The sequence below is a fragment of the Streptomyces sp. NPDC002536 genome, assembly GCF_053594995.1.
On sequence record NZ_JBSFWU010000012.1, the window covers coordinates 75,821 to 99,712 of the forward strand.

Genomic DNA, 23,892 nt, shown 5'->3' on the forward strand with positions numbered 1-23,892 from the left:
ACCGTCGTTGCGCGGTGGCCTCTGGCGTCAGCGGTCGCCCATGCCGTGGTCGTCCGAGCCGAAGCCCACCAGGGCGCCCGCGCCGCCCATCATGTGGTCGTCCGCGCCGAAGGCGGGGCCGGCGCTCTGTACCGCGTGGTGGGTGTGGTGCCGGCCCATGGTGTGGTCGTCGGCGGAGGCCTGCGCCGTGCTCAGGAGTGCTGCTCCGGTGGTGAGCGCGAGTATGGCGCAGGCTTTCGTGGCGGCCTTGGTGATGGTCTTCGTGCTGTTCATTGCGACTCCTCTGTTCGGGGGTGCGGTGCCCCGGCGGGGCGGGGCACCGATGTGACGGTGAGTTGCTCCGGCGGCCGTGATGTGCGGCCGCAAGTGCCTTGCAGAACAGTGGACATGAAGTGACAGGTGCCGGTGTCCGGTTCGAGTGAACCCGGGTGCGGGAGCCTCCGCTGCTGTCCCGACAGCATCCTTGACCCGGTGCTGACGGTTCCTTGGCGCAGGCATTCGCGCCGGTTCGTCCCTGCGGGCTGCTGTTCGCGGTCGAAAACAGCCGCAGGGACCGGCAACGACGGCTCCCCCTCCGCGCCGTCGGTGCCGGCCCCTGTCGATCCCCCGTTGCGGCCTCCCCGATCCCCCGGTGGGCCGAAGCCGCCCGGAGGAACGGGTGCCTGGTATGTGCAGGTGGTGCTGGATTTGCCGGTGTTGCTGCTTGCAGGTCCTGCTATGTGCCGGCCCGGCTGGAGAGTTGTCCGTTTCCCCCGTTGGCTCTCCGGCCCGAGAGGCTTCCCCCGAGGAGAGAACGTCCCCCGTTCCCCCGTCTCTCTCCGTGCCTCTCCGGCAGCTCGGTTCCCCCGTTGATTGCTTCCCCCCGTCCTCCTCCCCGTGTCCCCCGTTGGATCCCCCGTACGTTCCCCCGTACGTTTCCCCCGTCGTACTTCCCCCGTCGTCCCCCCCGGGAGCAGAGCCCTGAGCCGGTTGTGGCCCGGAGCTCTGCCCGGTTACCGAAGACCGGTGGTGGCGGTGGGCCTTAGTAGGGCTTCTCGGCGTCTTCCATGGTGAAGACGGGAGCCTCGGTCATGTGATCGTCCATCATGACGCGCTCCGGACCGGTCCCGTGGTCGTCCTTGGGAGACTTCCCATGGACGCCCGCGTTCGCGGTGAGTCCCTTCGTGCCGGTGCCGTGGTCGTCGGCCGGTGCCAGTCGTGCGGCGAGGTCGTGCGTCCCCGTGCCGTGGTCGTCCAGGGGCGATGCCGCAGGACTGACCTGGCTCTCGTCGCGCATTTTCGTCAACTCCGTCTGTTCAGTGCGAGTCGTTGGTGGTCTGGGGAGTGTGCGACCCGCCCGGCGACTCCCCCGAGAACCGCCGGACGGGTGCGTGCCTTCCAGGGCTGTTCACCCTAAAGGTGAGGCCTCACCTACGACCCGCCTGCCCCCCGATGCAGCGGATCGACGAACCTCAGCATGGACCCTCGCGATAAACGATCGATGAACGGGCACGTGGAACGGGTTTTTACCGGGGCCGCAGCGGGAAAGCGGCCCCGGAATCCGCCCCTCTCGCCACGTCCTAGGCAGCTGTCACCGGAGTGAGGAGGCTGCGGACCTCCGTCGCCTCCGAGGAGCCCAACTGGTCGAAGATGGACAGCGCCTCGGTCCAGCAGGCGTGGGCGCGCACGGTCTGGCCGAGGGCGTCGAGGCTGCGTCCGAGCACGGTCAGCACGTTGCCCCGGCGCCATTCGCCGCCGAGGGTGCGCAGCACGGCCAGGGCCTGTTCGGCGTGCGCCGCGGCCTGGGCGAGCTGTCCGGTGGCGAGGTGGAGTTCGGCCATGCGGAAGAGGGTCATGCCCTCCCACATCCGCTGGCGGTTCTCGCGGAAGACCGGCATGGCTTCGAGCAGGCTGGCCATGGCTTCCTCGTAGCGTCCGGCCTGGGTGAGGGCGAGGGCGTACGCGTACAGGGCGTTGGCGTGCCGCCAGGAGACGTTGACCTCGCGGTAGAGGTGGATGGCCTGTTCGGCGAGGGCGAGGGCGGATTCGACGCGCCCGGTGGACAGGTGCACCCGGGAGAGGTTGCACAGTGCGCTGGCCTCGCCCGGGCGGTTGCCGTCGGCACGGAAGGCGGCGAGGGCCTGTTCGCCGTAGATCTCGCCGTCCTCGTAGCGGTGCTGGTAATTGGCGATGATCCCGCGGTTGTTGGAGGCGTAGCACAGCGGGATGGCGTCGTCGCAGAGGCGGCCGAGGTCGACTGCGGCGCTGGCGTGGGTGTCGGCCAGCTCGAAGCGTCCGGCGAAGTGGTAGACGTGCGTGAGCACGGTCCTGGCCCGGCCCTCGGCGCGTGCATCGCCGCTCGCGCGGCTGGATGCCAGCAGGGCGATGGCGGCCTGTTCGTACTGCCGGGAGTCGGCGCCGGACTCGGCCAGGTCCTTGGCGACGAGCAGCAGGTCGACGGCGCGGCGCAGGGTGTCCCCGGCGGAGTCGGCGTGCTGGCGCACGCACGCCAGCAGGCATCCGGCCTCGGCGAAGAGCCAGTTGCCGGCGGCTGCGGGGTCGGTGAAGGCCAGCCCGGGGTGGATGGTGGGTGCGAGGTGGGCGCGCAGCGGGTCGCCCGGCCGCTCCAGCACGTACACGCCCGCGGCTGTGGCGAGGTAGAAGTCCAGGAGGCGGGAGAGGGCGGCCGCCCTCTCAGCCGGGGCGTCGCGCTCGGCGCAGGAACGCGCGTAGAGGCGTACGAGGTCGTGGTAGCGGTAGCGACCGGGTGCCGCGGACTCCAGGAGCGAGGTGTCGACCAGGGATTCCAGCACATCCTCGGCAGCCTCGGTGTCCATGTCGAGAACGGCGGCCGCGGCGGCGAGGGAGATGTCGGGCCCGTCGGCCAGGCCCAGCAGCCGGAAGGCGCGGGCCTGTTCGGCAGTCAGCTGGCCGTAGCCGAGCTCGAAGGTCGCGGTCACCGCGAGGTCCCCGGCGCGCAGCTCGTCCAGACGGCGGCGCTCGTCCGCGAGCTTGCGGGCCAGGACCGAGACCGTCCAGGTGCGCCGCGACGCCAGCCGGGAGGCCGCGATACGGATCGCCAACGGCAGGAAACCACACGCAGCGACCACGTCCATCGCGGCATCGCGCTCGGCGCCCACACGCTCCTCACCCACGATCCGCGTGAAGAGGACGAGCGCCTCCTCGGGACTCATCACGTCGAGGTCCACCAGGTGCGCCCCGGCGAGGTCGACCATGCGGATGCGGCTGGTGACGAGGGCGGCGCAGCCCTCGTTGCCGGGCAGCAGCGGGCGGATCTGGGCGGCGTCGCGGGCGTTGTCGAGCAGGGCCAGGACGCGGCGGCCGTCGAGCGTGGAGCGGAAGAGGGCGGCGCGCTCCTCGACCCCGTCCGGGATGGCCGGGTCGGGGACGCCGAGGGCTCGCAGGAAGGAGCCCAGGACGGCCTCGGGCTCGGCGACCGCCGGGCCGGTGCCCTGGAGGTCGACGTAGAGCTGGCCGTCGGGGAAGTGGTGCCGGGCGGCGTGCGCGACGTGCACGGCCAGCGTCGTCTTGCCGACGCCGCCGATGCCCGCGACCGCCGAGACGGCCATTACGCGGCCCTCGGCGGAGGCCAGCTGGTCGCTCAGTTCGTGCACCATGTCCGCGCGCCCGGTGAAGTCCGGGACGGTGGCGGGCAGCTGGGCGGGACGAACGAAGGCAGGGCCTGCGGAGTTGCGGTCGCCGGTGGCCCCGTGGAGGTTGAGGTCGGCGTCGGCCTGGAGGATGCGTTGTTGGAGTTCGGAGAGTTCGGGGCAGGGGTCGACGCCGAGTTCGTCGGCGAGGAGGCGGCGGGTGTCGGCGTAGACGGCGAGGGCCTCGGCCTGGCGTCCGCTGCGGTAGAGGGCGAGCATGAGCAGTTCGCGCAGTCGCTCGCGCAGGGGGTGGGCGGCGGTCAGGGCGGTGAGCTCGGAGACGGCCTCCGCGTGGCAGCCGACTTCGAGGTCGAGATCGAGCCGGGTCTCCAGCAGGCCCAGGCGCCACTCCTCCAACCGGGTGCGCTGGGTCTCGGCGTAGGGGCCGGACAGGCCGGCCAGCGGCTCGCCGTCCCACACCGCGAGGGAGTCGGCGATCAGCTCGCGGGCGCGCAGGCGGTTGCCGGCGGCGCGGGCCTTGTCGGCCTCGCCGGCCAGCCGCTCGGCGGTGTCGATGTCCAGCCCGCCGGGCGCCACTTGGATCGCGTACCCGCCGGACTCGCTGACCAGGGCGTCGGCGTCGGGGCCGAAGGCCTTGCGCAGCCGGGAGGCGTAGGTGCGCAGCGCGGCCAGGGCCGCGTGCGGGGGCTCCTCGCCCCACAGCGCGTCGACCAGCTCCGGCGCGGTGGCGGTGCGCCCGCCGCGCAGCAGCAGGGCCGCGAGCAGCGCCCGCTGCTGGGGAGAACCGGTGTTGAGCAGTTCCTCTCCGCGCCAGGCGCGGACAGGGCCGAGCACGGTGAAGCGCAGTGCCTGTCCGTGCCCTGTGTCGCCGGCCATCGTGACCCCCTGCCTGTCCTGCTCGGTCGCACCGGCCAGTCTGCCTTGTCCTAGGCGTTTACGTCAGCAGCGGTCCGGCCTCTCCACAAGGCCTGCCAAGGACCATCTCACCGACCGGATGGCCGGTCGCCCCACACTCTCCTGACGAACCGTCAGATCAGCGCTACCGTGACGGCCATGGAGAGCTTCCCCACGATAATCTCGGTGGACGACCACACGGTCGAGCCCCCCGACGTCTGGCGGGACCGTCTTCCGGCGAAATTCCGTGACACCGGGCCGCGGATCGTGCGGGCTCCGATCAGGGAGATGACCTTCGTAGGCGGCCGTTTCGCGCCGACTATGGGCGCCCCCGGCGACGCGGGTCCGGTGGCGGACTGGTGGGTCTATGAGGATTTGCACCGCCCTCTCACACGGCTGGATACCGCTGTCGGATACTCCAGGGACGACATCGGACTGGAAGGGATCACCTACGAAGAGATGCGGCCGGGCTCGTTCAGCGTTCCCGAGCGGCTCGCCGACATGGACGCCAACCACGTGCAGTCCGCGCTCTGTTTCCCCACCTTTCCGCGCTTTTGCGGCCAGACCTTCACCGAGGCGGCCGACCGTGAACTCGCCCTGCTGTGCGTACGGGCCTACAACGACTGGATGACCGAGGAGTGGTGCGGTCCCGCGGCCCACGGCCGGCTGATCCCGCTGGGGATCGTGCCGCTGTGGGACGCGGAACTGGCGGCACAGGAAGTGCGGCGCAACGCGGCGCGGGGCGTCCGGGCCGTGTGCTTCTCCGAGATACCGCCGTATCTCGGCCTCCCCTCGGTCCACACCGACGCCTGGGAACCCTTCCTGCGCGCGTGCGACGAGACCGGCACGGTCGTCGCCATGCACATCGGCTCGTCCTCCCACATGCCCTCGACCTCCGAGGACGCACCGCCCGCCGTCAGTTCGGCCCTCACCTTCGCCAACTGCTGCTTCTCGATGACCGACTGGCTGATGTCGGGCGCCTTCACCCGCTTCCCCGACCTCCGCCTCATGTACGCCGAGGGGCAGATCGGCTGGATCCCGTACATCCTCGAACGGGCCGACACCGTATGGGAGAACAACCGCAAATGGGGAGGCATCGCGGACAAGGTGCTCGATCCCCCCTCGGAGCTCTTCGCGCGGCACATCCACGGCTGCTTCTTCGACGACGCCTTCGGGCTGCGCAACCTCGACGCGATCGGCGTCGGCAACGTCCTCTACGAGACCGACTACCCGCACTGCGACTCCACCTGGCCGCGCTCGCGTGAGGTGGCCGAGGAACAGATGGGGCACCTGGCGCCGGACGTGGTGGAGCGCATCGTGCGCGGCAACGCGATCGACCTGCTGGGGCTGACACCGGACGGACTCTGGGCGGGGGCCGCGGCGCGTGGCTGAGGCCACGGGTCTGCGGGTGCTGCCCGAGGGCCGGCTGTCCTACGGGATGCAGCTGCCCGTGCAGTCGCTGAGCGCGCTGTACGCCGAACCGTGGGAGGTCACGGCCGGTCCTGCCGAGCTGCGCGAAGTGGCGTGCGCCGCCGACCGGCTGGGCTTCGCGTACATCGCCACGTGCGACCACGTCGCGGTTCCCGCGCGGCTCGCCGCCGCCATGGGCACCGTCTGGTACGACCCCGTGGCGACCCTCGCCCACGTCGCCGCCGTCACCGAGCGCGTACTGCTGCTCAGCCACGTCGCGGTCGCGGCGCTGCGGCACCCGCTCGTCACCGCGAAGCAGTACGCGACCGTGGACCGGCTCTCGGGCGGGCGGCTCGTCCTCGGCGTCGGCGCCGGACATGTGCGGGAGGAGTTCGAGGCGCTGGGCGTGGACTTCCGGCGGCGCGGGGAGATCCTCGACGAGACCGTCGACGCGCTGACCGCTGCGCTCGGGCCCGAGGAGTTTCCGGAGTTCCGGGGGCGGTTCTTCCGGTTCGCGGGGCTCGGGCTGGCACCCCGGCCCGTACGGGTGCCGAGGCCGCCGGTGTGGGTCGGCGGCTCCTCGCCGGCCGCGCTGCGCCGGGCGGCGGTGCGCGGCGACGGCTGGCTCTCGCAGGGCGACCCGCGGGAGCGGCTGCCGGACCGGGTGACGGAGCTGCGGCGGCTGCGGGAGGAGGCGGGGCGGACGGGCCCGTTCGCGATCGGGGCGATCACGGAGCCGCTGTACGTGGGGCGGCCGGGGCGATCGGGGCGGCCGGGGCGGTCCCCGTTCTCCGGGGGAGGGGTGCTGGCCGGCGGGCCGGAGGAGCTCGCGGAGTCGCTGCGGGCGTACCGCGCGATGGGGGCGGACCAGATCCAGGTGCGGTTCCGCTGCCGCGGGGTGGGTGAACTGGTCGAGCAGATGGAGCTGTTCGCCGGGTCGGTTGCACCGTTGCTCAACGGGTAGGGCCTGCCCGGCCGGTCCGGGCGGCCCCGGTAGGGGCGCGGGGAACTGCGCGATCAGCCACGACGCGCCCGCAGTCGAAGTTCTCGGGGCTTCGCCCCGGACTCCTGGGGTGGTGCGTCGGCTGCAGGTCGGCGGTGGTTGATCGCGCAGTTCCCCGCGCCCCTACCGGGGCGCTGTGGTGAAGACCGAGGAAGGAGAAGCCAAATGGGCCGACTCGACGGGCGCGTCGTTCTCATCACCGGAGCCTCCCGTGGCCAAGGCGCGGAGGAAGCGCGTCTCTTCGCCGCCGAAGGGGCGCGGGTCGTCCTGGCGGACGTCCTGGACGAGGAGGGTGCCGGCCTTGCCGCCGAGCTCGGCGGCAAGGGGACGGCCCGCTACGTCCACCTCGATGTCGGCGAGGAAGCCGACTGGGATGCCGCTGTCGCCTCCGCCACGGCAGCCTTCGGGCGGCTCGACGGGCTCGTCAACAACGCCGGCATCCTGCGGCACGCCGCCCTCGTCGACACCTCGCTCGACGAGTACCACGAGGTCGTCCGCGTCAACCAGACCGGCACGTTCCTGGGCATGCGCGCCGCGGCACCCGCGCTCGCCGCGGCCGGTGGCGGGACGGTCGTCAACATCTCCTCGTACGCGGCCCTGTCGGGCCTGCCCCTGCTCACCGCCTACGCGGCAGCCAAGGCCGCCGTGCTCGGCATGACGCGGGTGGCGGCGCTGGAGCTGGCGGCCCGGGGCATTCGCGTCAACGCCGTGTGCCCCGGCGGGATCGACACTCCGATGATCAACGAGCGTCCGCAGGAGAGCGGTCCGGGTCTGGAGAAGATGTTCCGGACGCTCGTGCCGCTGGGGCGGATGGGTCGGCCCCTGGAGGTGGCGCAGCTTGCGCTATTCCTCAGCTCCGAGGACTCCTCGTACGTCACCGGGCAGTCCTTCACGGTGGACGGCGGCTGGCTGTCCGCAGGGCGGATGCCCGTGTGAACGACCCGCTTATTGACGTCCGATGACGCCGGTGCCAGAGTCGCACCAGCTCGATCTGACGGAGCGTCAGAAACAGGGATGGTGACCCCGTGGAATTCGGCATCTTCGTGCAGGGCTACGTACCGGCGAGCAGGCGGCGGGCCGATCCCGACGCCGAGCACCACGCACTGCTCGAGGAGGCCGAGTACGTCGTCCAGGCCGACCGCTCCGGCTTCAAGTACGCCTGGGCCACCGAGCACCACTTCCTCGACGAGTACTCCCACCTCTCCGCCAACGACGTCTTCCTCGGCTACCTCGCCCACGCGACCGACCGCATCCACCTCGGCTCCGGCATCTTCAACCCGCTGCCGCAGGTCAACCACCCGGTCAAGGTCGCCGAGAAGGCCGCGATGCTCGACCATCTCTCCGGCGGGCGCTTCGAGTTCGGCACCGGGCGCGGCGCGGGCAGCCACGAGATCCTCGGCTTCCTGCCCGGCATCGCCGACATGGACGCCACCAAGGAGATCTGGGAGGAGACGATCGCCGAGTTCCCCAGGATGTGGCTCCACGAGGAGTACCCCGGCTTCCACGGCCGCCACTGGTCCCTGCCGCCCCGCAAGGTGCTGCCCAAGCCGTACGGCCCGGCCCACCCGCCCATGTGGTACGCGGCCGGGTCCCCGTCCTCGTACGCCATGGCGGCCCGCAAGGGGCTGGGCGTGCTGGGGTTCAGCGTGCAGAAGGTCGGCGACATGGAGTGGGTCCTCGACTCGTACAGGACCGCGGTCAAGGACGCGGAACCCGTCGGCGCGTACGTCAACGACAACGTGATGGTGACGTCCACGGCCATCTGCGCCGAGACCTCGCAGGAGGCGCGGCGGATCGCCGCCGCCGGAGGCCTCAACTACCTCCAGTCGCTGCTCTTCCGCTACCACGACACCTTCCCCCGCCCCGAGGGCATCCCGCGGTGGCCCGAGCTGCTGCCCGAGTACACCGAGGAGATCGTAGAACTGCTCGTCGCCGAGGAGCTGATGATCTGCGGCGACCCGGACGAGGTCCTGCGCCAGTGCAAGCGGTGGGAGCAGGCGGGCGCCGACCAGCTGGTCTTCGGGCTGCCGGTCGGGGTGCCGTACGAGGACACGATGCAGACGATCCGGCTCATCGGCGAGCACGTCATACCGAAGATCGATACGGATCCGGTGCACCGCACCACCCGCTTCCGCCAGGCCGCGGGCCGCCGCTGAGCGCCCGCGCCCCCAGTGCGCCGGGGCGGCGCCTCCCGGGTCGCCGCCCCGGCTTCCGCCTGCCGTCTGCACGGACGTTCTGTTGCGTGATCCGTCGAGATCCGTCGAGTGAGAGGAAGCCGCCCATGCTCGACCACCTCTACCGCCGCGTCACCGTCGTCGACGGCACCGGAGCCGCGGCCTACGTGGCGGACGTCGGCATACGGGCCGGCAGGATCGCAGTGATCGACAGGAGTACGTCCGTGAAGGCGCCGGGCCGGACCGGCGAACGCGCCCGCACCGAGGAGGACGCGCACGGGCTCGTCCTCGCGCCCGGCTTCGTCGACCCGCACACCCACTACGACGCGCAGCTCTTCTGGGACCCGTACGCCACCCCGTCCCTCGGTCACGGCGTCACGACGGTCGTCGGCGGCAACTGCGGCTTCTCGCTGGCCCCGCTGCATCCCGGCCGTCCCGGGGACGCGGACTACACGCGACGGATGATGAGCAAGGTCGAAGGGATGTCGCTCGCCGCGCTGGCGGAGGGCGCGCCCTGGACCTGGTCGTCCTTCGGCGACTACCTCGATGCGCTGGTGGGGCGCATCGCCGTGAACGCCGGCTTCATGGTGGGCCACTGCGCCCTGCGCCGCCACGCGCTGGGCGCGGACGCGGTGGGGGACGCCGCCCCCGGTGCCGAGGGGCTGCGGCGGATGACCGCGCAGCTGCACGAGGCCATGGACGCGGGCGCCTGGGGACTGTCCACCACCCGCTCCGCGACCCATGCGGACGGAGACGGCCGGCCCGTCGCCTCCCGCTGGGCGCGGCCCGCGGAACTGCACGCGCTGGCCCGTGCCGTGGGGCAGCACGAGGGCACACAGCTGGAGGCCATCGTCGACGGCTGCCTGGACCGCTTCGCCGACGAGGAGATCCGGCTCCTCGTCGACATGACGACGGCCGCCGGCCGCCCTCTCAACTGGAACGTGCTGACCATCGACGCGGCCGTCCCCGACCGCGTCCCCCGCCAGCTCGCCGCGAGCGAGCGTGCCCGCGCGGCGGGCGGCCGGATCGTCGCGCTGACCATGCCCGTCCTCGCGCCCATGAACATGTCGCTGGGCACTTTCTGTGCCCTGAACCTGCTCCCGGGCTGGGGCGACGCCCTGTCCCTGCCCGTCCCGCAGCGCGTCGACCGGCTGCGGGACCCGGCGGTCCGGGCGGAACTGCTGCGCGGGGCGCGGAGCGAGGAGGCCGGCGTCTTCCGGCGGCTGGCCGACTTCGACCGCTACGTCATAGGCGACACGTATGCGAAGGAGAACGACGGGCTGAGCGGGCGGGTAGTCCGCGACATCGCCGCCGAACGCGGCATGGACCCCTTCGCCTGCCTGGTGGAGATCTGCGCGGCGGACGAGCTCCGCACGGTCCTGTGGCCCATGCCCACGGACAACGACGACGCCAGCTGGGAGCTGCGCCGCCGGACCTGGGTCCACGAAGACGTCCTCCTCGGTGGCTCGGACGCGGGCGCCCACCTGGACCGCATGTGCGGGGCGTCCTACCCGACGCGCTTCCTCGGCGACTGCCTGCGGGGCCGGAAGCTGGTCCCGCTGGAGCAGGCGGTGCGGATGCTGACGGACGAGCCGGCGCGGCTGTTCGGCCTGCGAGGCCGCGGCAGGATCGCCGAGGGCTGGTGGGCGGACCTGGTGCTCTTCGATCCGGAGCGGGTCGACGCGGGGGCGGCGACCCTGGTGCACGACCTGCCGGGGGACGGACCGCGCCTGGACGCACGGGCGTTGGGGGTGGTGAGCGTGCGGGTCAACGGTGTGGAGGCGGTGCGGCACGACGTGGTGACGGGGGCGGTGCCGGGGAAGGTGCTGCGGTCGGGGAGGGATACGGAGACGGTGGGGACGGGGGCGTGACGGGGGCGTGACGGGAAAATTTTGAATCGGGACAAATGGGGTGGGGGTGCGAATATCGCGGCGGGGCTGGGGGAGGGGTGGGCCCGCCTGTTACCTGTCGTAACTCGACGCTGGCCTTGCAATGCAAGGTCAACTGGCCTGGCTGTTCCGGATGTTCAAGGCAGCGGGAACGGATCTCGAACCTCCGCATACGGAAACAGCAGCACCTACCGTCCTGCCCATGGTTCAGGCATCCCCACGGCCCCAGGCCGGAGACACGGTGGTGAGCGTGACGGCCCGCGCCGGCGAAGAGGTGCGCGCCAAGGGCCTCGGCGGCAACTCGGTGGGCCTGCTGGGCAGTGCCGTCATCGGGATCTCCACCGTCGCGCCCGTCTACTGCCTGACCTCCACCCTCGGCCCGACCGTCGGCCAGGTGGGGGTACGCACCCCGGCCGTCTTCCTGGCCGGCTTCCTCCCGATGCTGCTGGTCGCCTTCGCCTACCGCGAGCTCAACAAGGCGCTCCCCGACTGCGGCACGTCCTTCACCTGGTCGGTACGGGCCTTCGGCCCGCGCATCGGCTGGATGTGCGGCTGGGGCCTGGTGATCGCCACGATCATTGTGCTGTCGAACCTGGCCGGGGTGGCGACGTCCTTCTTCTATCTGCTGCTGGGCGAGGTGACGGGCAGCGACGCGGTGGCGTCCCTTGACGACGACCGTCTCGTGCACGTCCTGACGTGCCTGGCTTTCATTGCCGTGGCGACGGCCGTGAGCTATCGCGGGATGACGGCGACAAAGGGGGTGCAGTACGCGCTGGTAGGCCTCCAACTGGCAGTGCTGGCCGTCTTCGTGGCGATGGCGATCACGAAGGCGCGCTCGGGCGGCCTCCCGGACTCGCTGGACTTCTCCTTCACCTGGCTGAACCCCTTCGGCGTCGAATCGCTGAGCGCGTTCACGGCGGGCCTGTCGCTGTCCATCTTCATCTTCTGGGGCTGGGACGCGTGCCTGACCGTCAACGAGGAGACGGCCGGCAGCGACAAGACGCCGGGCCGCGCGGCGATCCTGGCGATGGTGGTGCTGATCGGCTCCTATCTGATGACGGCCATTGCGGCCCAGATGTTCGCGGGGAAGCGGCTGGGTGACCCGCGCACGGCGGACAACGTCTTCGCGGCGCTGGCAACGCCGGTCATGGGCAAGGGACTCGGGGTGCTGCTGCTCGTGGCGGTACTGGCCTCCGCGGCGGCCAGCCTTCAGACGACGTTCCTGCCGGCGGCGCGGACGATGCTGGCGATGAGCGCGTACGAGGCGCTGCCGGCGTGCTTCACGAGGGTCCACCCCCGCTTCAAGTCGCCGGGCAGGGCGACGATCTGGGCCGGTGTGGCAACGGGCACCTTCTATGCGGTCATGAGCTTCCTGAGCCAGAACGTACTGGTCGACACCATCTATGCACTCGGCTTGATGATCTGCTTCTACTACTCGATCACGGCGTTCGCCTGCGCCTGGTTCTTCCGCGAGCAGCTGTGGAGGTCGGCGCGGGACGCCTTCCTCAAGGGTGTCTTCCCGGTGCTGGGCGGCCTGTTGCTGGCCGCCGTCTTCTGCAAGACGCTGTACGACATGTGGAACCCGGCTTACGGGACCGGGAGTTCGGTCTTCGGGATCGGGTCGGTGTTCGTCATCGGGGTGGGGCTGCTGGTGCTAGGGGTGGTGCTGATGCTGGCGATGCAGCGGCGCAGCCCGCGGTTCTTCCGTGGGGAGACGCTGACGGCGGGGACGCCGGTGCTGGTCGTGGAGGAGTGAGGCGGGCTAGGCCGCCGCAGTCAGAGCCGCCGCCCGCTTCAGCTTGTTCAGCTTGCGGCGCTCCCGCGGCTTCGGGTGGCGGACGACCACGCCGCCCATCCCGGCGTTGCCGGTGAGGCGTATGAGGGGTGTGCCCGGGAGACGGTCCGGGGTGGTGCCGTTCGTCACGCCGCCGAGGCCGGGCTCCACGTCGTCGCTCTGTGCGGCCCAGCCGTCGGGGACGATGACGACGACCCCGGCCATCTGGCCGTGCACCTCCACCTCGACCTCGGGCAGCGTGCAGTCGACCTGGGTGAAGTCGAGCGTGACGCCGCCCATGCCAGCGTGGGCAGTCACGCGTGCGGGCACCTGCCAGCGCCCCTTGCGGACCACGCCGGGCAGGCCCCCCTTGAGCACCAGCGGCCGCCCCGGGTCCGGCTCGCCCCCGCCCCGCAAGTCGGCGGTGAGCACCGCCAGTTCGGAGTGGGTCTTGGCCTTCAGTGCCTGCTCCAGCCGTGCATCCAGCTCGGCGAAGTCCAGGCGGCCTTCGGTCGCCGCCTGCTGCAGCCGCGCCACCACTGCTTCGCGGTCCGCGTGGGACGCGCGCTGTGCGCCCCAAGGCGCCGGTTCGAAGGTCTCATTCGTCATGCTTCGATGCTAGGGACGGCGAGCGGTGCGCTGCCCCCGGGAAGCCCCCGACGCACCCCCGAAACGTCCCCTACGGGAAGGGCTCACTGCGCTCTTGCCGGGGCGGAGACGGTCGGCTGGAATGCCCCGTGGAGTCCGGCCGGGTCCGGACACGCCCCGGCGCCGGGGGCGGTTTGCGGGGCGGCGCGGGGAGCGCTGATCGGGCGGATCCGTGCGGGTGCTCAGGCCGGGGTGATCCCGGCCTGAGCCTTGATGGTCTCCACGGCCTCGCTGGTGAGCCACCGGAGCGGCACGACGGTCCAGCGGTCGCCCTTGCGCATGACGACGGCGTTGCCGTCCGCTGTACGGCCGATGCGGACGAAGCCGTGGTCGCGCCGGAGGTCTTTCGCCAGGTGCTGGCCGTGGATCACGTGCATGGGGCGCTATTCGTCGAGGCAGTCGACGAGGCGGCGGCAGGTGCGCCCAAGATCGTTCATGCGGGCCGCTGCCGCGTGTGCGCCGGGGGCGCATTCCCGGTAGAGCTCGTCCTCGGCGCGCATGATCAGCGCGGTCCACCGGATCCAGGCTTCGGTGCCACGTTCGAGCCGGTCGGCGCGGTTCTGCGCCTCGCGGAACATGCGTTGGAGGTGGGCGCGCAGGGTGGCGGTGATCTCGCGGACTTCTCTGGCCGGCAGAGGACGGGGGCGTTCCTGCAGGGCGCGGCGTACTGCGGCGCGGACAGCTGCGAGGTCGAAGGGGTCGGCCCCCGGTGCCTCGGTCGTGTGCGCGGGTTGCTCGCTTCTTGTGGTGTGCACGGCGGTACTCCCGGATCGTCACGGATTCTGGTGCTGTCCATCGCGAACGTAGGGAGCAACTGTGGTTGCACCCAATGAGTTTGCACAGGTTTGCGCGTCACCTTGACGAGACAGGTTCAGCGTTGGAGTCTCGTCGAGGTCCGCAAACCACAGCAATCCTCAGGACGGGAGTGCGATCATGCGGCTGACATTCCTCGGTAAGGAGTCCAACCCCACGGAATCCCCGACCCTGTATGCGACGGACAGGGATTCGTATGTGGTCCAAGGGTGGAAGGTCACGGACGCCGGGATCACGAGCAAACTCGCCGTTCCCGGCGACGAAACGATCGTCGAGGTGCCTGCTGCGCTATTCGGCCACCTGGTCAATGACGGTCTGGCCGGAACGGTGGCCACCTGGTCGCACCCCATCGTCCACGTGATGGACAGTGGCAACTTCATCGTGCAGGGGAAGACCGTCGGTGATGCCGAAGCCCTGGGGCAGATGCACATCCCGGATCACGAAGACTGCGTAGAGGTCGACAAAGCGGCAATCAAGGCACTGCTGGAGGAGAATGCCGATGGACCTGGTCACGGCTGACGTGCGCGACGAGCTGTTCTCGACGTTCCAGCGCGACGCGTTTCACCTGGAACTCAAGGACGAGTATCGCGTCTCCATCGAGGACGGCCCCTACGCGAAGTGGCTCAAGGGCGAACCCGACGACTTCGGTTGGTTCCGGCCGTGGCTCGAACAGGCTCGCAGGCTCACCGAATCAGGGAGGTCGATTCGCCGTGTTCGAGTCGTCTCCGAGCCGGTAACCGACTACATCCGGTGGGAACTTGAGCTGACACCGATGAACCATGAAGCCGGCGAGGAGATCCGATGGTTGCCGAGGCATCGAGTCCCCGATGGGCTCGAGTTCCCGGCGAAGGGGAACGATTGGTGGCTGTTCGATGACGCGACACTCGCCATCACGCACTTCCGTCCTGACGGACGGTTCGCGGGTGCTGAGCTGACGACGGATCCGGCCGTCATCGGTCATGCGGTCCGAGTCCGGGATGGTCTTTGGTCCGCGGCTACTCCCTACGACGAGTACCGCCACTGATCCCCGCCGGTGTCCCACCAGGCCCAGCAAGCGCGCGAAGCACTCGGCGCCCGGCTGCGTGAGCTCCGCAAAGATGCGAAGCTCACCGGCCGGGCGCTGGCCGACGTTGCGAGCTGGCACCTGTCCAAGGTCTCCCGGATTGAACACGGCAAGCAGAATGCCAGTGAGGACGACATCCGCACCTGGTGTCGCATCGTTGCGGCAGAGGATCAGATCCCCGACCTGATCGCCACCGTCCGTCACATCGAAGCCATGTGGATGGAATGGCGGCGCATGTTCGCCTCCGGGGCCAAAGTTCCCCAAAAACGTTCGCTGTCCCTGTACGAGAAGACAACAGCCTTCCGTATCTATCACCCCACCGTGGTGTGGGGAACCTTGCAGACAGCGGGCTATGCAACTGCCGCGTTCCGGCAGGTCGTCGACTTCTTGCAGATTCCTGACGACACAGACGAAGCCGTTGCATTGCGCTTGCGGCGGCAGCATTTCCTGTACCAAGGGGACCGCAGGTTCAGCGTCATTCTGGGGGAGCAGGCCCTCTACACCGACTTCGGCGGCCCGGACGTGATGCGCGGGCAGCTGGATCGGCTCCTGGCCGTGATGAGCCTTCCACGTCTGAGTTTGGGCATCATCCCGCGTCGGGCTCAGCAACTCATCTGGCCTGGCAACCCGTTCAGCATGTTCGACGACCGACTCGTCGTGGTCGAAACATACTCGGCCGAGCTCGCCGTCACACAGCCCAGAGAGATCGCGCTCTACAGGCGGGCGTTCTCGATGCTTCGACAGTCAGCGGTCTACGGGCAGCAGGTTCGAGCACTGATTATCGCTGCTCTTCGCGAGCTTGACGGTGACGCCTGACGGCCGCCAAGTGTGCGTGCGCAGGCCTTGGGATTAGCTCACTTGGGCGAAGCCAAGTACCGACGTGGCCAGGACGTTTGGTGTCCTGGTGGCTGGCCCGGCATCCGGCCGGTACGGTGGTGGCGAGCCGCGTGCTCGACCGGCAATGGGCGGTCGGTCAGCTCGTGCCGGCCAGGTGCGGGCAGGGTGTGCGGTGAGTGGAACCCACCGCCGGGGACACGGCGATGGGCTCCGGTTAAGAAGGATTATGAAGACCGAGTGGCCCCCCACCAGTGGCTGTGGTGGGGGTACACCGTGTATCGGTCCTCATGGCCGGTGCCGCGTCTCAAGCCACCACCGGACGACCGCCGCAGCGACCGCCCCCACGATGGGGGTGGTCAAGCGGTGGAGCCGACGGAGCCAGGTCCTCAGACGGCCCTCCCTTACGGGTGGCTGACTGGTGCGGGGCGCCCCGGGCAGGCGGTCACGTCAGTGCCTCATCGCAGGTGGAGCATAGCGGTGCTTCGCGCAACTGGTTGCGCAATCAGTCGAGTTGTCGATCCGTATCGAGGTGTCCAGGTCCCGGTGCACCGTGAACTGGCGCTCCCCGACATCCCGTTGAAGAACTGGCGAAGCACCAATACCAACCCAACCCCGCGCACGTCACTCCATCAGGTGATGCGCGTAGCAGGAGCGCAAGACCGCGCGGTACGGTCGCGCCGACAACCGCAAAAAGACGACGGCCCCCGCCGGGACTGGCATCCCGATCGAGGGCCTGATCATCGAGGAAGCGAGAACCTTCCCTATGACTGACGCGCAGTCTAGCGCGCACGCCTGCGTGCGCACCGGGCCTCCCCGTGCCGGAGTCGTGCACATCCGGCACCGGCACGAGTCCCACTTCACCGTCGTGGGCAACCACCTCGCCCAGCACCCCGACCTGTCCCTCGTCGCCATCGGCATCGGCGTCTACGTACAGTCGCTGCCCGACGGCGCGACCGTCGGGATCAAGGACCTCACCCGCCGTTTCCGCGAAGGCGAGATCACCATCGCCCGCGCCCTGCGGGAGTTGGAGCAGGCCGGCTACCTGGAGCGCAAGCGCGTCCGTACCGAGAGCGGGCGGGTCGTGACCGTGACGCGGTGGTACGAGCGGCCGGGGGCCACCGGCACCAGCCGCAAGCCCGTCGTCACCCCCGCGAAGCGGCCTCCCGAGCCTCTGCCGCCCGTCGACCCGCCCGCAGCCGAGCTGCTCGCCGGGCTACGGCGGCGCGACCCCCGGCTGCTGCTGTCCGGCAAGGACGTACGTCGCCTCTCTCCTGCCGTACGCGCATGGCTCGACCGAGGCATCGGCGCCGCGCAGATCGTTCGTACGCTCAGTGCAGACCTGCCCGTCGGCGCCATCACCTGGCCCGCCCGGCTCCTGGCCCACCGCCTCGCGAACTGGCTGCCGCCCGCACTCCCCACCCCTGCTGCCGAACCGCCGAAGCCGCGGCCCCTGCCGCTGCAGACCTGCGACGGCTGCGAACGTGCCTTCCGGGCCGAGCGGTCCGGGCTGTGCCGTGACTGTCGGGCGGAGCTGCCCGCAGCAGTGTGACGCGCACTCACATGAACTTGGCCACGTACTCCCCGAACGGTTCGATCCCCACCCCCGCCCGCAACTCGTCCACGCGCTCCGGCTCCTCACACGGCCACGGCACCGGTGCGCCGTCCTTCCCCACCCCCGCTATCTGCGTGCCGTACACCTGCTTGCGGCCCTCGTTCACGAGCACCCGGTCGCGCATAAATGCCAACTGGCGACGGGGCGTTGCGTCCCCCTGTTCCATCTGTTCCCCCTGTTCCATCAGACGCAGCGCCCTCCGCTGCACATCCAACTGGCGGTCCGCGTGCTGAGCGATCAGCCACGCACTCGTTGCCGCCTCCTCACCGACCAGTTGCACGGTCGGCCAGCCGTGTTCGGTCATGATCTGAGCGAGCCGATCGCCGTGCTGAGCGGTCAGACGGCGCCACGCCAGTTGCTCAGCCGGGTCCTCACTGTTCGCGCCCGGCGACGTCCGCCGGTCCGCCTCCGCCATGTTCACAAGTTCCGCCGCCAGTGCGGCATTACGAGGTTCCGTCGCATTCATGGCCTCAACGCTAGGGGCGATCGCAGGCCTCAAGATCGTTCTGCCGGACGGTGACAGGCATCGCTCTCCCCGGCGATAATGGATCTACGCCGATGACTCCGGCCCCAGGAAAATCGGGTTCGTCATCGCCACCATGGCCCCCGGAAGCTCGCTCCCCGAACCTGCCGGGTGCCGTACCTCCGCCCTGACGTACGCCGCATACGACGGCGTCGTCCGCCACTCCACCGTCCCGCCCCCGCTCGGCACCGGAGCCGTGAACAGGGTGCCCTGGTCCGTCACGAACGAGGCCGTGCAGCCGGACGGGACGCCGGACACCTTCAGCCGTGCCGTCACCGGCGCGTCCCGGTCCACCGGCAGCCGTTCGCCGATGCCCGCGGGCGCGCCCCGGCCGCCCGTCGCCTCGAAGGACAGCTGCACCTTCGACGACTCGCAGATCCAGCTGCGGCCCGCGCGGATCGCGGCCAGCAGTGCCGGGCGCGAGAGGTCCTCCGCCAGGACCACCGTCTGGGGCAGGCCCACCACCTGCGGCTCCCGGTGCGCGTCACTGTTGCCCATGGCGGGCAGCCAGCCCCGCCGGTCGCCCCGGACCGCGGCGACCAGTGTGTTGTCCCACTCCGCGATCGTCACCTCGTCGTCCGGGGTGTACGGCCCGTTCCACACCTCCACCGCGTCCGCCTCCGCGAAGCCGAACTTCCAGTTGCAGGCGACGCACGTGGCATGCGGGTGCGCCGGGACGACCAGGCCGCCCGCCCGGTGGATCTGCCGGGCGATGCGCGGGAAGACGCGGTCACGGGAGCGGTAGCGCCAGTCGAGGAAGACGCCCGGGTCGGTGCCCAGCGCGACCACGTGGCCGTTGCGCGTGGTGATCTCCTCGCCGGTGAGGATCAGCAGGTCGTCGCCCCACAGGCCCTCCCACGCGCGGTGCGAGGAGGTCGTGTTGTGCTCGGTGGTGGTGATCCAGTCCAGGCCGGCCGCCCGTGCCGCGGCCGCGATGTCGGCGGGGGTGCGCAGGCCGTCGGAGTAGATGCTGTGCAGGTGGTTGTCGCCCCGGTACCAGGCGCGCCCGCGGCCTCTCGCCCGCTGCGGCGGGTAGACGGGCTGCGGGGTGACGCCCTGTCTCCCGTACCGCAGGGTGACCGTGACCTCGTACGCCAGGCCCTGCGGGGCCACCGTGTACGGGCCGAGGACGACGTGCCAGGTGCCCGGTCTGATGGGACCGGCGAGGTACCCGGGAGTGGCCTGCTCCGCGCTGATGGCGAATTCCTTGCGCGCACCGCCCGACCAGCCGCGGAAGCCGGAGCCGCCGAGCTCCGTGCCGCGCTCGTCGAAGATGCCGATGTCCAGTGCGTTGCCCTGGGTGCCGGGCGGTACCGAGGGCCTCTCGTAGGTGTAGGAGACGGCGATCTCGCGGACGCCGCCGGGGACTTCCACGGGGAGGTGGACGAAGTCCGGAGCACCGGCCGTCAGCCGGCCGGTGACCTTTCGGGTCTCTTCGCCGGGGGATCGCGAACCGGTCCCGTCGGCGTGAGCGAACGTCACGCCTTCGAGCGTAAGCACACTCGCGGCTCCTGCGATAGCCGTCATCTTGAGAACGTTGCGACGCTGCATGGTCGGTCTCCATCCTGAGGCTGCACCTCCACCGTCGTACGCCCGAGTGGCGCCTCGCGGAACAGGCGCCGTCGCACCCGTGTCCGTCTGGGGCATGGCGGCCCGTCAGGGCATACCGTGGGTCACACACGCCCCCGCGACGGAGGTGCCCCATGCGGATCGCCACCACGATCTTCCTCACGGACGAGACGATCAGCCCCGTCCGGCTGGCCCGGGAGCTGGAGCAGCGCGGCTTCGCCGGGCTGTATCTGCCGCAGCACACGCACATCCCGGCGAGCCGGGACACCCCTGCCCCCATGGGCGAGCCGCTGCCGCCGGAGTACGGGCGGGCCTACGACCCGTTCGTGGCGCTGGCCCAGGCCGCGGCCGTCACGCACCGGATCGGGATCGGGACGGGCGTCTGCCTGGTCGCCCAGCACGATCCGATCGTGCTGGCGAAGCAGGTGGCCTCGCTCGACCATCTCAGCGGCGGCCGGTTCACCTTCGGCGTCGGCTTCGGGTGGAACGTGGAGGAGGCCGCCGACCACGGGGTGGAGTGGCCGGTGCGGCGCCGTCTGGTGCGCGACAGGATGGCGCTGATGCGGGCGCTGTGGGCGGAGGAGCCGACGGCGTACGTGGGCGAGTTCGGGGCCGTACGGGCCAGCTGGGCGCATCCCAAGCCGGTGCAGGCGCCGCGGGAGCGCAAGGGGGACCTGCCGCTGGTCGGGCCGCGCACGCTGCTCGGGGGCGGGGCCGGGCCGCGGCTGTTCGCGGCGATCGCCGAGTACGCGGACGGCTGGATGCCCGTCGGCGGCAAGGGGCTGCGCGAGACGCTGCCGGAGCTGCGCCGGGTGTGGCGGGAGGCGGGGCGGCACGGCGAGCCGGCGGTGGTGCCGTATGCGGTGCACCCCTCGGCGGGGAAGCTCGCGCACCTCGCGGACATGGGGATCGAGGAGACGGTGGTGGGGCTTCCGTCGGGCGGCGAGGGGGAAGTGCTGCGGGCGCTGGACGTGCATGCGGAGTTCCTGTGACGTGTGGCTGACGGGTTGCCGGCGCGTGGCCCCAACCCTGCGGAGGCTGCCTCCGTCTGACGTGACGAGAGGCACATGGACCTTCGCCCTCCGCTACGTGTCGCTGTCAGTGTCCGCTCGTATGCTCGGACAATGACTTCCAGCGCACAGGGACCGGGACCCGCACAGGAATCAGGGCGGCCGACTGCCAACGCCATGCGGCGCGCGCTCAAACGCGCGCGGGACGGTGTTGCGCTGGATGTCGCCGAGGCCGCGGTCCTGTTGCAGGCGCGCGGCGCGGATCTCGTGGACCTGTGCGCCTCCGCCGCGCGTGTGCGCGACGCAGGCCTGGAGGCCGCCGGGCGGCCCGGCGTCATCACGTACTCCAAGAGCGTCTTCATCCCGCTCACCCGCCTCTGCCGCGACAAGTGCCACTACTGCACCTTCGCCACCGTCCCCGGCAAGCTGCGCAGAGCCGGGCACGGGATGTTCATGTCGCCGGACGAGGTCCTGGCCATCGCCCGCCGCGGTGCCGAACTGGGCTGCAAGGAAGCCCTGATCACCCTCGGCGACAAGCCGGAGGACCGCTGGCCCGAGGCCCGCGAGTGGCTGGAGGCCGAGGGGTACGACGACACCATCGCGTACGTGCGCGCGATGGCGATCCGCATCCTGGAGGAGACCGGGCTGCTGCCCCACCTCAACCCCGGCGTCATGTCGTGGACGGACTTCCAGCGGCTCAAGCCCGTCGCGCCGTCCATGGGCATGATGCTGGAGACCACGGCCGAGCGCCTGTGGAGCGAGCCCGGCGGCCCGCACTACGGCTCGCCCGACAAGGAGCCGGCCGTCCGGCTGCGCGTCCTGGAGGACGCCGGGCGCAGCTCCGTCCCGTTCACCAGCGGGCTGCTGATCGGCATCGGGGAGACGTACGAGGAGCGCGCGGATTCGCTGTTCGCGCTGCGCCGCATCTCCCGCTCCTACCACGGCATCCAGGAGCTCATCCTGCAGAACTTCCGCGCCAAGCCGGACACGGCGATGCGCGGCATGCCGGACGCCGAGCTGGACGAGCTCGTCGCCACCGTCGCCGTCGCGCGGCACATCATGGGCCCCTCGGCCTGTCTGCAGGCCCCGCCGAACCTGGTCGACGGCGAGTACGCGCGCCTCATCGGCGCCGGCATCGACGACTGGGGCGGCGTCTCCCCGCTCACCCCGGACCACGTCAACCCCGAGCGCCCCTGGCCGCAGATCGACCGGCTCGCCGAGCAGTCCGCCGCCGCGGGCTTCGTGCTGCGCGAACGCCTCGCGGTCTACCCGGAGTTCGTGCAGCGCGGCGAGCCCTGGCTGGACCCCCGGCTGCTGCCCCACGTGCGCGCGCTGGCCGACCCGGAGACGGGCCTGGCCCGCGAGGACGTGGAGGTCCGGGGCCTGCCGTGGCAGGAGCCGGAGGAGGCCTTCGTCCCGTCCGGCCGTACGGATCTGCACCGCGCCATCGACACCGAGGGCCGCACCGGCGACCGGCGCCAGGACTTCGACGAGGTCTACGGCGACTGGGAGGCCCTGCGCGAGGCCGCGGCGCCGGGCATGGTCCCCGAGCGCATCGACGCCGACGTGCGCGAGGCCCTGGCCGTGGCCGCCGACGACCCGACGAAGCTCACGGACGCCCAGGCCCTGGCCCTGCTGCACGCGGACGGCCCGGCGCTGGACGCCCTGTGCGGGATCGCCGACGCCGTACGTCGCGACACGGTCGGCGACGACGTCACCTACATCGTCACGCGCAACATCAACTTCACCAACGTCTGCTACACCGGCTGCCGTTTCTGCGCCTTCGCCCAACGCCGCACGGACGCCGACGCGTTCACGCTCTCGCTGGAGCAGGTCGCCGACCGGGCCGAGCAGGCGTGGGACGTGGGCGCGGTCGAGGTCTGCATGCAGGGCGGCATCCATCCCGACCTGCCCGGGACGGCCTACTTCGACATCGCGCGGGCCGTGAAGAAGCGCGTCCCCGGCATGCATGTGCACGCCTTCTCCCCGATGGAGGTCGTCAACGGCGCGACGCGCACCGGGATGTCCATCCGCGAGTGGCTCGCCGAGGCGAAGGAGGCCGGACTGGACTCCATCCCCGGCACCGCCGCCGAGATCCTGGACGACGAGGTCCGCTGGGTCCTCACCAAGGGCAAGCTGCCGACGGCGACGTGGGTCGAGGTCGTCAAGACCGCGCACGAGCTGGGCATCCGCTCGTCCTCGACCATGATGTACGGGCACGTGGACCAGCCGCGGCACTGGCTGGGGCATCTGCGGCTGCTCGCGCAGATCCAGCAGGAGACGGGCGGTTTCACCGAGTTCGTCACCCTGCCGTTCATCCACACCAATGCGCCGGTGTACCTGGCGGGCATCGCCCGCCCGGGCCCGACCACCCGGGACAACCGCGCGGTCACGGCGATGGCGCGGCTGCTGCTGCACCCGCATATCCCCAACATCCAGACGAGCTGGGTCAAGTTGGGCACAGAGGGCGCAGCGGACATGCTGCGCTCGGGCGCCAACGACCTGGGCGGCACGCTGATGGAGGAGACCATCTCCCGTATGGCGGGGTCTTCGTACGGTTCGTACCGGTCCATCCGGGATCTGGTGGCGATAGCCGATGCCGCGGGGCGGCCTGCGCGGGCGCGTACGACGTTGTACGGGGACGTGCCGGAGGAGCGACAGGCCGCTGCCCTTGCGTCGGACGGGCATCTGCCCGAGCTTTTGCCCGTGTTGGGGTCGGATTGACGGGTGCGGGCCGGATGTGGCTGGTCGCGCAGTTCCCCGCGCCCCTTCGGGGCGCGTCCCGCGCAAGTGTTGCCAAGCTGTCGCCGCCCACCGATCCCTCGGCTACACACCTTGCATAAGGTGTCCCGCATGTCTTGGCCCCAGAACCCGCAAGATCCGCAACAGCAGCCCGCGCAGCCGCAGAGCCCTCAGCCTCCGCAGGGCGGCTTCGGGCCGCCTCCCGTGTGGGGCCCGGACGGCACCGGACATGCGCAGCCGACCGTCATCGGGCAGCCCGCGGTGCCGGCGCCCCCGCCGCCGCCCGGCGGGGCGTCGGTCCCGCCGCTGCTCAAGGAGTA

Annotated in this window: 20 protein-coding genes and 1 pseudogene; 13 read left to right on the top strand and 8 right to left on the bottom strand. The window is 70.8% G+C overall.

The genetic code is table 11. The annotated features are described in order from the left end of the window. Positions 1-27 precede the first annotated feature (27 nt). The 3 genes from ACWD4B_RS07180 to ACWD4B_RS07190 all read right to left on the bottom strand — a co-directional run bounded on the left by ACWD4B_RS07180 (position 28) and on the right by ACWD4B_RS07190 (position 4,487). The gene (locus ACWD4B_RS07180; protein ID WP_451419835.1) at positions 28-273 is read right to left on the bottom strand and encodes a hypothetical protein; all 246 of its coding nucleotides are present in this window, start codon (positions 271-273) and stop codon (positions 28-30) included. 748 nt (positions 274-1,021) lie between these two features. Next, positions 1,022-1,276: a hypothetical protein gene (locus ACWD4B_RS07185; RefSeq protein WP_336412965.1), complete on the bottom strand. Its 255-nt coding sequence runs from the start codon at positions 1,274-1,276 to the stop codon at positions 1,022-1,024. 283 nt (positions 1,277-1,559) lie between these two features. After that, complete coding sequence (locus ACWD4B_RS07190; RefSeq protein WP_451419836.1) at positions 1,560-4,487, bottom strand: BTAD domain-containing putative transcriptional regulator; 2,928 nt, start codon at positions 4,485-4,487, stop codon at positions 1,560-1,562. A gap of 177 nt (positions 4,488-4,664) precedes the next feature. On the opposite strand from ACWD4B_RS07190, the gene ACWD4B_RS07195 reads away from it, so the two are divergent. The 6 genes from ACWD4B_RS07195 to ACWD4B_RS07220 all read left to right on the top strand — a co-directional run bounded on the left by ACWD4B_RS07195 (position 4,665) and on the right by ACWD4B_RS07220 (position 12,737). Then, complete coding sequence (locus tag ACWD4B_RS07195; protein WP_451419837.1) at positions 4,665-5,897, top strand: amidohydrolase family protein; 1,233 nt, start codon at positions 4,665-4,667, stop codon at positions 5,895-5,897. Positions 5,898-5,943: 46 nt separating this feature from the next. Further along, positions 5,944-6,879 (top strand): TIGR03619 family F420-dependent LLM class oxidoreductase, encoded by a 936-nt coding sequence (locus ACWD4B_RS07200; RefSeq protein WP_451419856.1) that lies wholly within the window; start codon positions 5,944-5,946, stop codon positions 6,877-6,879. A gap of 204 nt (positions 6,880-7,083) precedes the next feature. Beyond that, complete coding sequence (locus tag ACWD4B_RS07205) at positions 7,084-7,854, top strand: SDR family NAD(P)-dependent oxidoreductase (RefSeq protein ID WP_451419838.1); 771 nt, start codon at positions 7,084-7,086, stop codon at positions 7,852-7,854. A gap of 89 nt (positions 7,855-7,943) precedes the next feature. Further along, entirely contained in the window at positions 7,944-9,074 is a 1,131-nt protein-coding gene (locus ACWD4B_RS07210; protein ID WP_336412961.1) for an LLM class flavin-dependent oxidoreductase, read from the top strand. Between the two features lie 125 nt (positions 9,075-9,199). After that, a complete protein-coding gene (locus ACWD4B_RS07215; RefSeq protein WP_451419839.1) occupies positions 9,200-10,963 on the top strand; it encodes an N-acyl-D-amino-acid deacylase family protein in 1,764 nt (587 codons plus the stop codon). 220 nt (positions 10,964-11,183) lie between these two features. Further along, positions 11,184-12,737, top strand: coding sequence for an APC family permease (locus ACWD4B_RS07220; protein ID WP_451419840.1), 1,554 nt, complete (start codon positions 11,184-11,186; stop codon positions 12,735-12,737). Positions 12,738-12,743: 6 nt separating this feature from the next. Here the strand turns inward: ACWD4B_RS07220 and ACWD4B_RS07225 are convergent, their stop codons facing one another. From ACWD4B_RS07225 to ACWD4B_RS07235, 3 genes are all read right to left on the bottom strand, one after another. Further along, positions 12,744-13,364, bottom strand: coding sequence for a DUF1707 SHOCT-like domain-containing protein (locus tag ACWD4B_RS07225; protein ID WP_451419841.1), 621 nt, complete (start codon positions 13,362-13,364; stop codon positions 12,744-12,746). A gap of 221 nt (positions 13,365-13,585) precedes the next feature. Beyond that, positions 13,586-13,780, bottom strand: coding sequence for a hypothetical protein (locus ACWD4B_RS07230; protein WP_451419842.1), 195 nt, complete (start codon positions 13,778-13,780; stop codon positions 13,586-13,588). Between the two features lie 6 nt (positions 13,781-13,786). Further along, a complete protein-coding gene (locus ACWD4B_RS07235) occupies positions 13,787-14,158 on the bottom strand; it encodes a DUF6415 family natural product biosynthesis protein (protein WP_451419843.1) in 372 nt (123 codons plus the stop codon). A 178-nt stretch (positions 14,159-14,336) separates the two neighbouring features. On the opposite strand from ACWD4B_RS07235, the gene ACWD4B_RS07240 reads away from it, so the two are divergent. From ACWD4B_RS07240 to ACWD4B_RS07255, 4 genes are all read left to right on the top strand, one after another. Further along, positions 14,337-14,735, top strand: coding sequence for a hypothetical protein (locus ACWD4B_RS07240; RefSeq protein ID WP_451419844.1), 399 nt, complete (start codon positions 14,337-14,339; stop codon positions 14,733-14,735). Then, positions 14,716-15,240 carry a DUF6879 family protein gene (locus ACWD4B_RS07245; RefSeq protein ID WP_451419845.1) on the top strand — a complete coding sequence of 175 codons (525 nt, stop codon included), beginning with the start codon at positions 14,716-14,718 and terminating at the stop codon, positions 15,238-15,240. Before ACWD4B_RS07240 ends, ACWD4B_RS07245 begins: the two co-directional genes overlap by 20 nt. A 9-nt stretch (positions 15,241-15,249) precedes the next feature. After that, positions 15,250-16,095 carry a helix-turn-helix domain-containing protein gene (locus tag ACWD4B_RS07250; protein WP_451419846.1) on the top strand — a complete coding sequence of 282 codons (846 nt, stop codon included), beginning with the start codon at positions 15,250-15,252 and terminating at the stop codon, positions 16,093-16,095. A gap of 784 nt (positions 16,096-16,879) precedes the next feature. Further along, entirely contained in the window at positions 16,880-17,665 is a 786-nt protein-coding gene (locus tag ACWD4B_RS07255; protein WP_451419847.1) for a helix-turn-helix domain-containing protein, read from the top strand. A 7-nt stretch (positions 17,666-17,672) separates the two neighbouring features. On the opposite strand, the gene ACWD4B_RS07260 is transcribed toward ACWD4B_RS07255, so the two are convergent. Together ACWD4B_RS07260 and ACWD4B_RS07265 are read right to left on the bottom strand one after the other, a co-directional pair. Beyond that, positions 17,673-18,194, bottom strand: a complete 522-nt coding sequence (locus ACWD4B_RS07260) for a DUF6624 domain-containing protein (protein ID WP_451419848.1) — start codon at positions 18,192-18,194, stop codon at positions 17,673-17,675. 84 nt (positions 18,195-18,278) lie between these two features. Continuing rightward, positions 18,279-19,802: a CehA/McbA family metallohydrolase gene (locus ACWD4B_RS07265; RefSeq protein WP_451419849.1), complete on the bottom strand. Its 1,524-nt coding sequence runs from the start codon at positions 19,800-19,802 to the stop codon at positions 18,279-18,281. Between the two features lie 152 nt (positions 19,803-19,954). On the opposite strand from ACWD4B_RS07265, the gene ACWD4B_RS07270 reads away from it, so the two are divergent. The 3 genes and pseudogenes from ACWD4B_RS07270 to ACWD4B_RS07280 all read left to right on the top strand — a co-directional run. Further along, positions 19,955-20,812, top strand: coding sequence for a TIGR03619 family F420-dependent LLM class oxidoreductase (locus ACWD4B_RS07270; protein WP_451419850.1), 858 nt, complete (start codon positions 19,955-19,957; stop codon positions 20,810-20,812). Positions 20,813-20,944: 132 nt separating this feature from the next. Continuing rightward, positions 20,945-23,554, top strand: a complete 2,610-nt coding sequence (locus tag ACWD4B_RS07275) for a bifunctional FO biosynthesis protein CofGH (RefSeq protein WP_451419851.1) — start codon at positions 20,945-20,947, stop codon at positions 23,552-23,554. 129 nt (positions 23,555-23,683) lie between these two features. Next, a pseudogene (locus tag ACWD4B_RS07280) lies at positions 23,684-23,892 on the top strand (hypothetical protein); the annotation flags it as partial.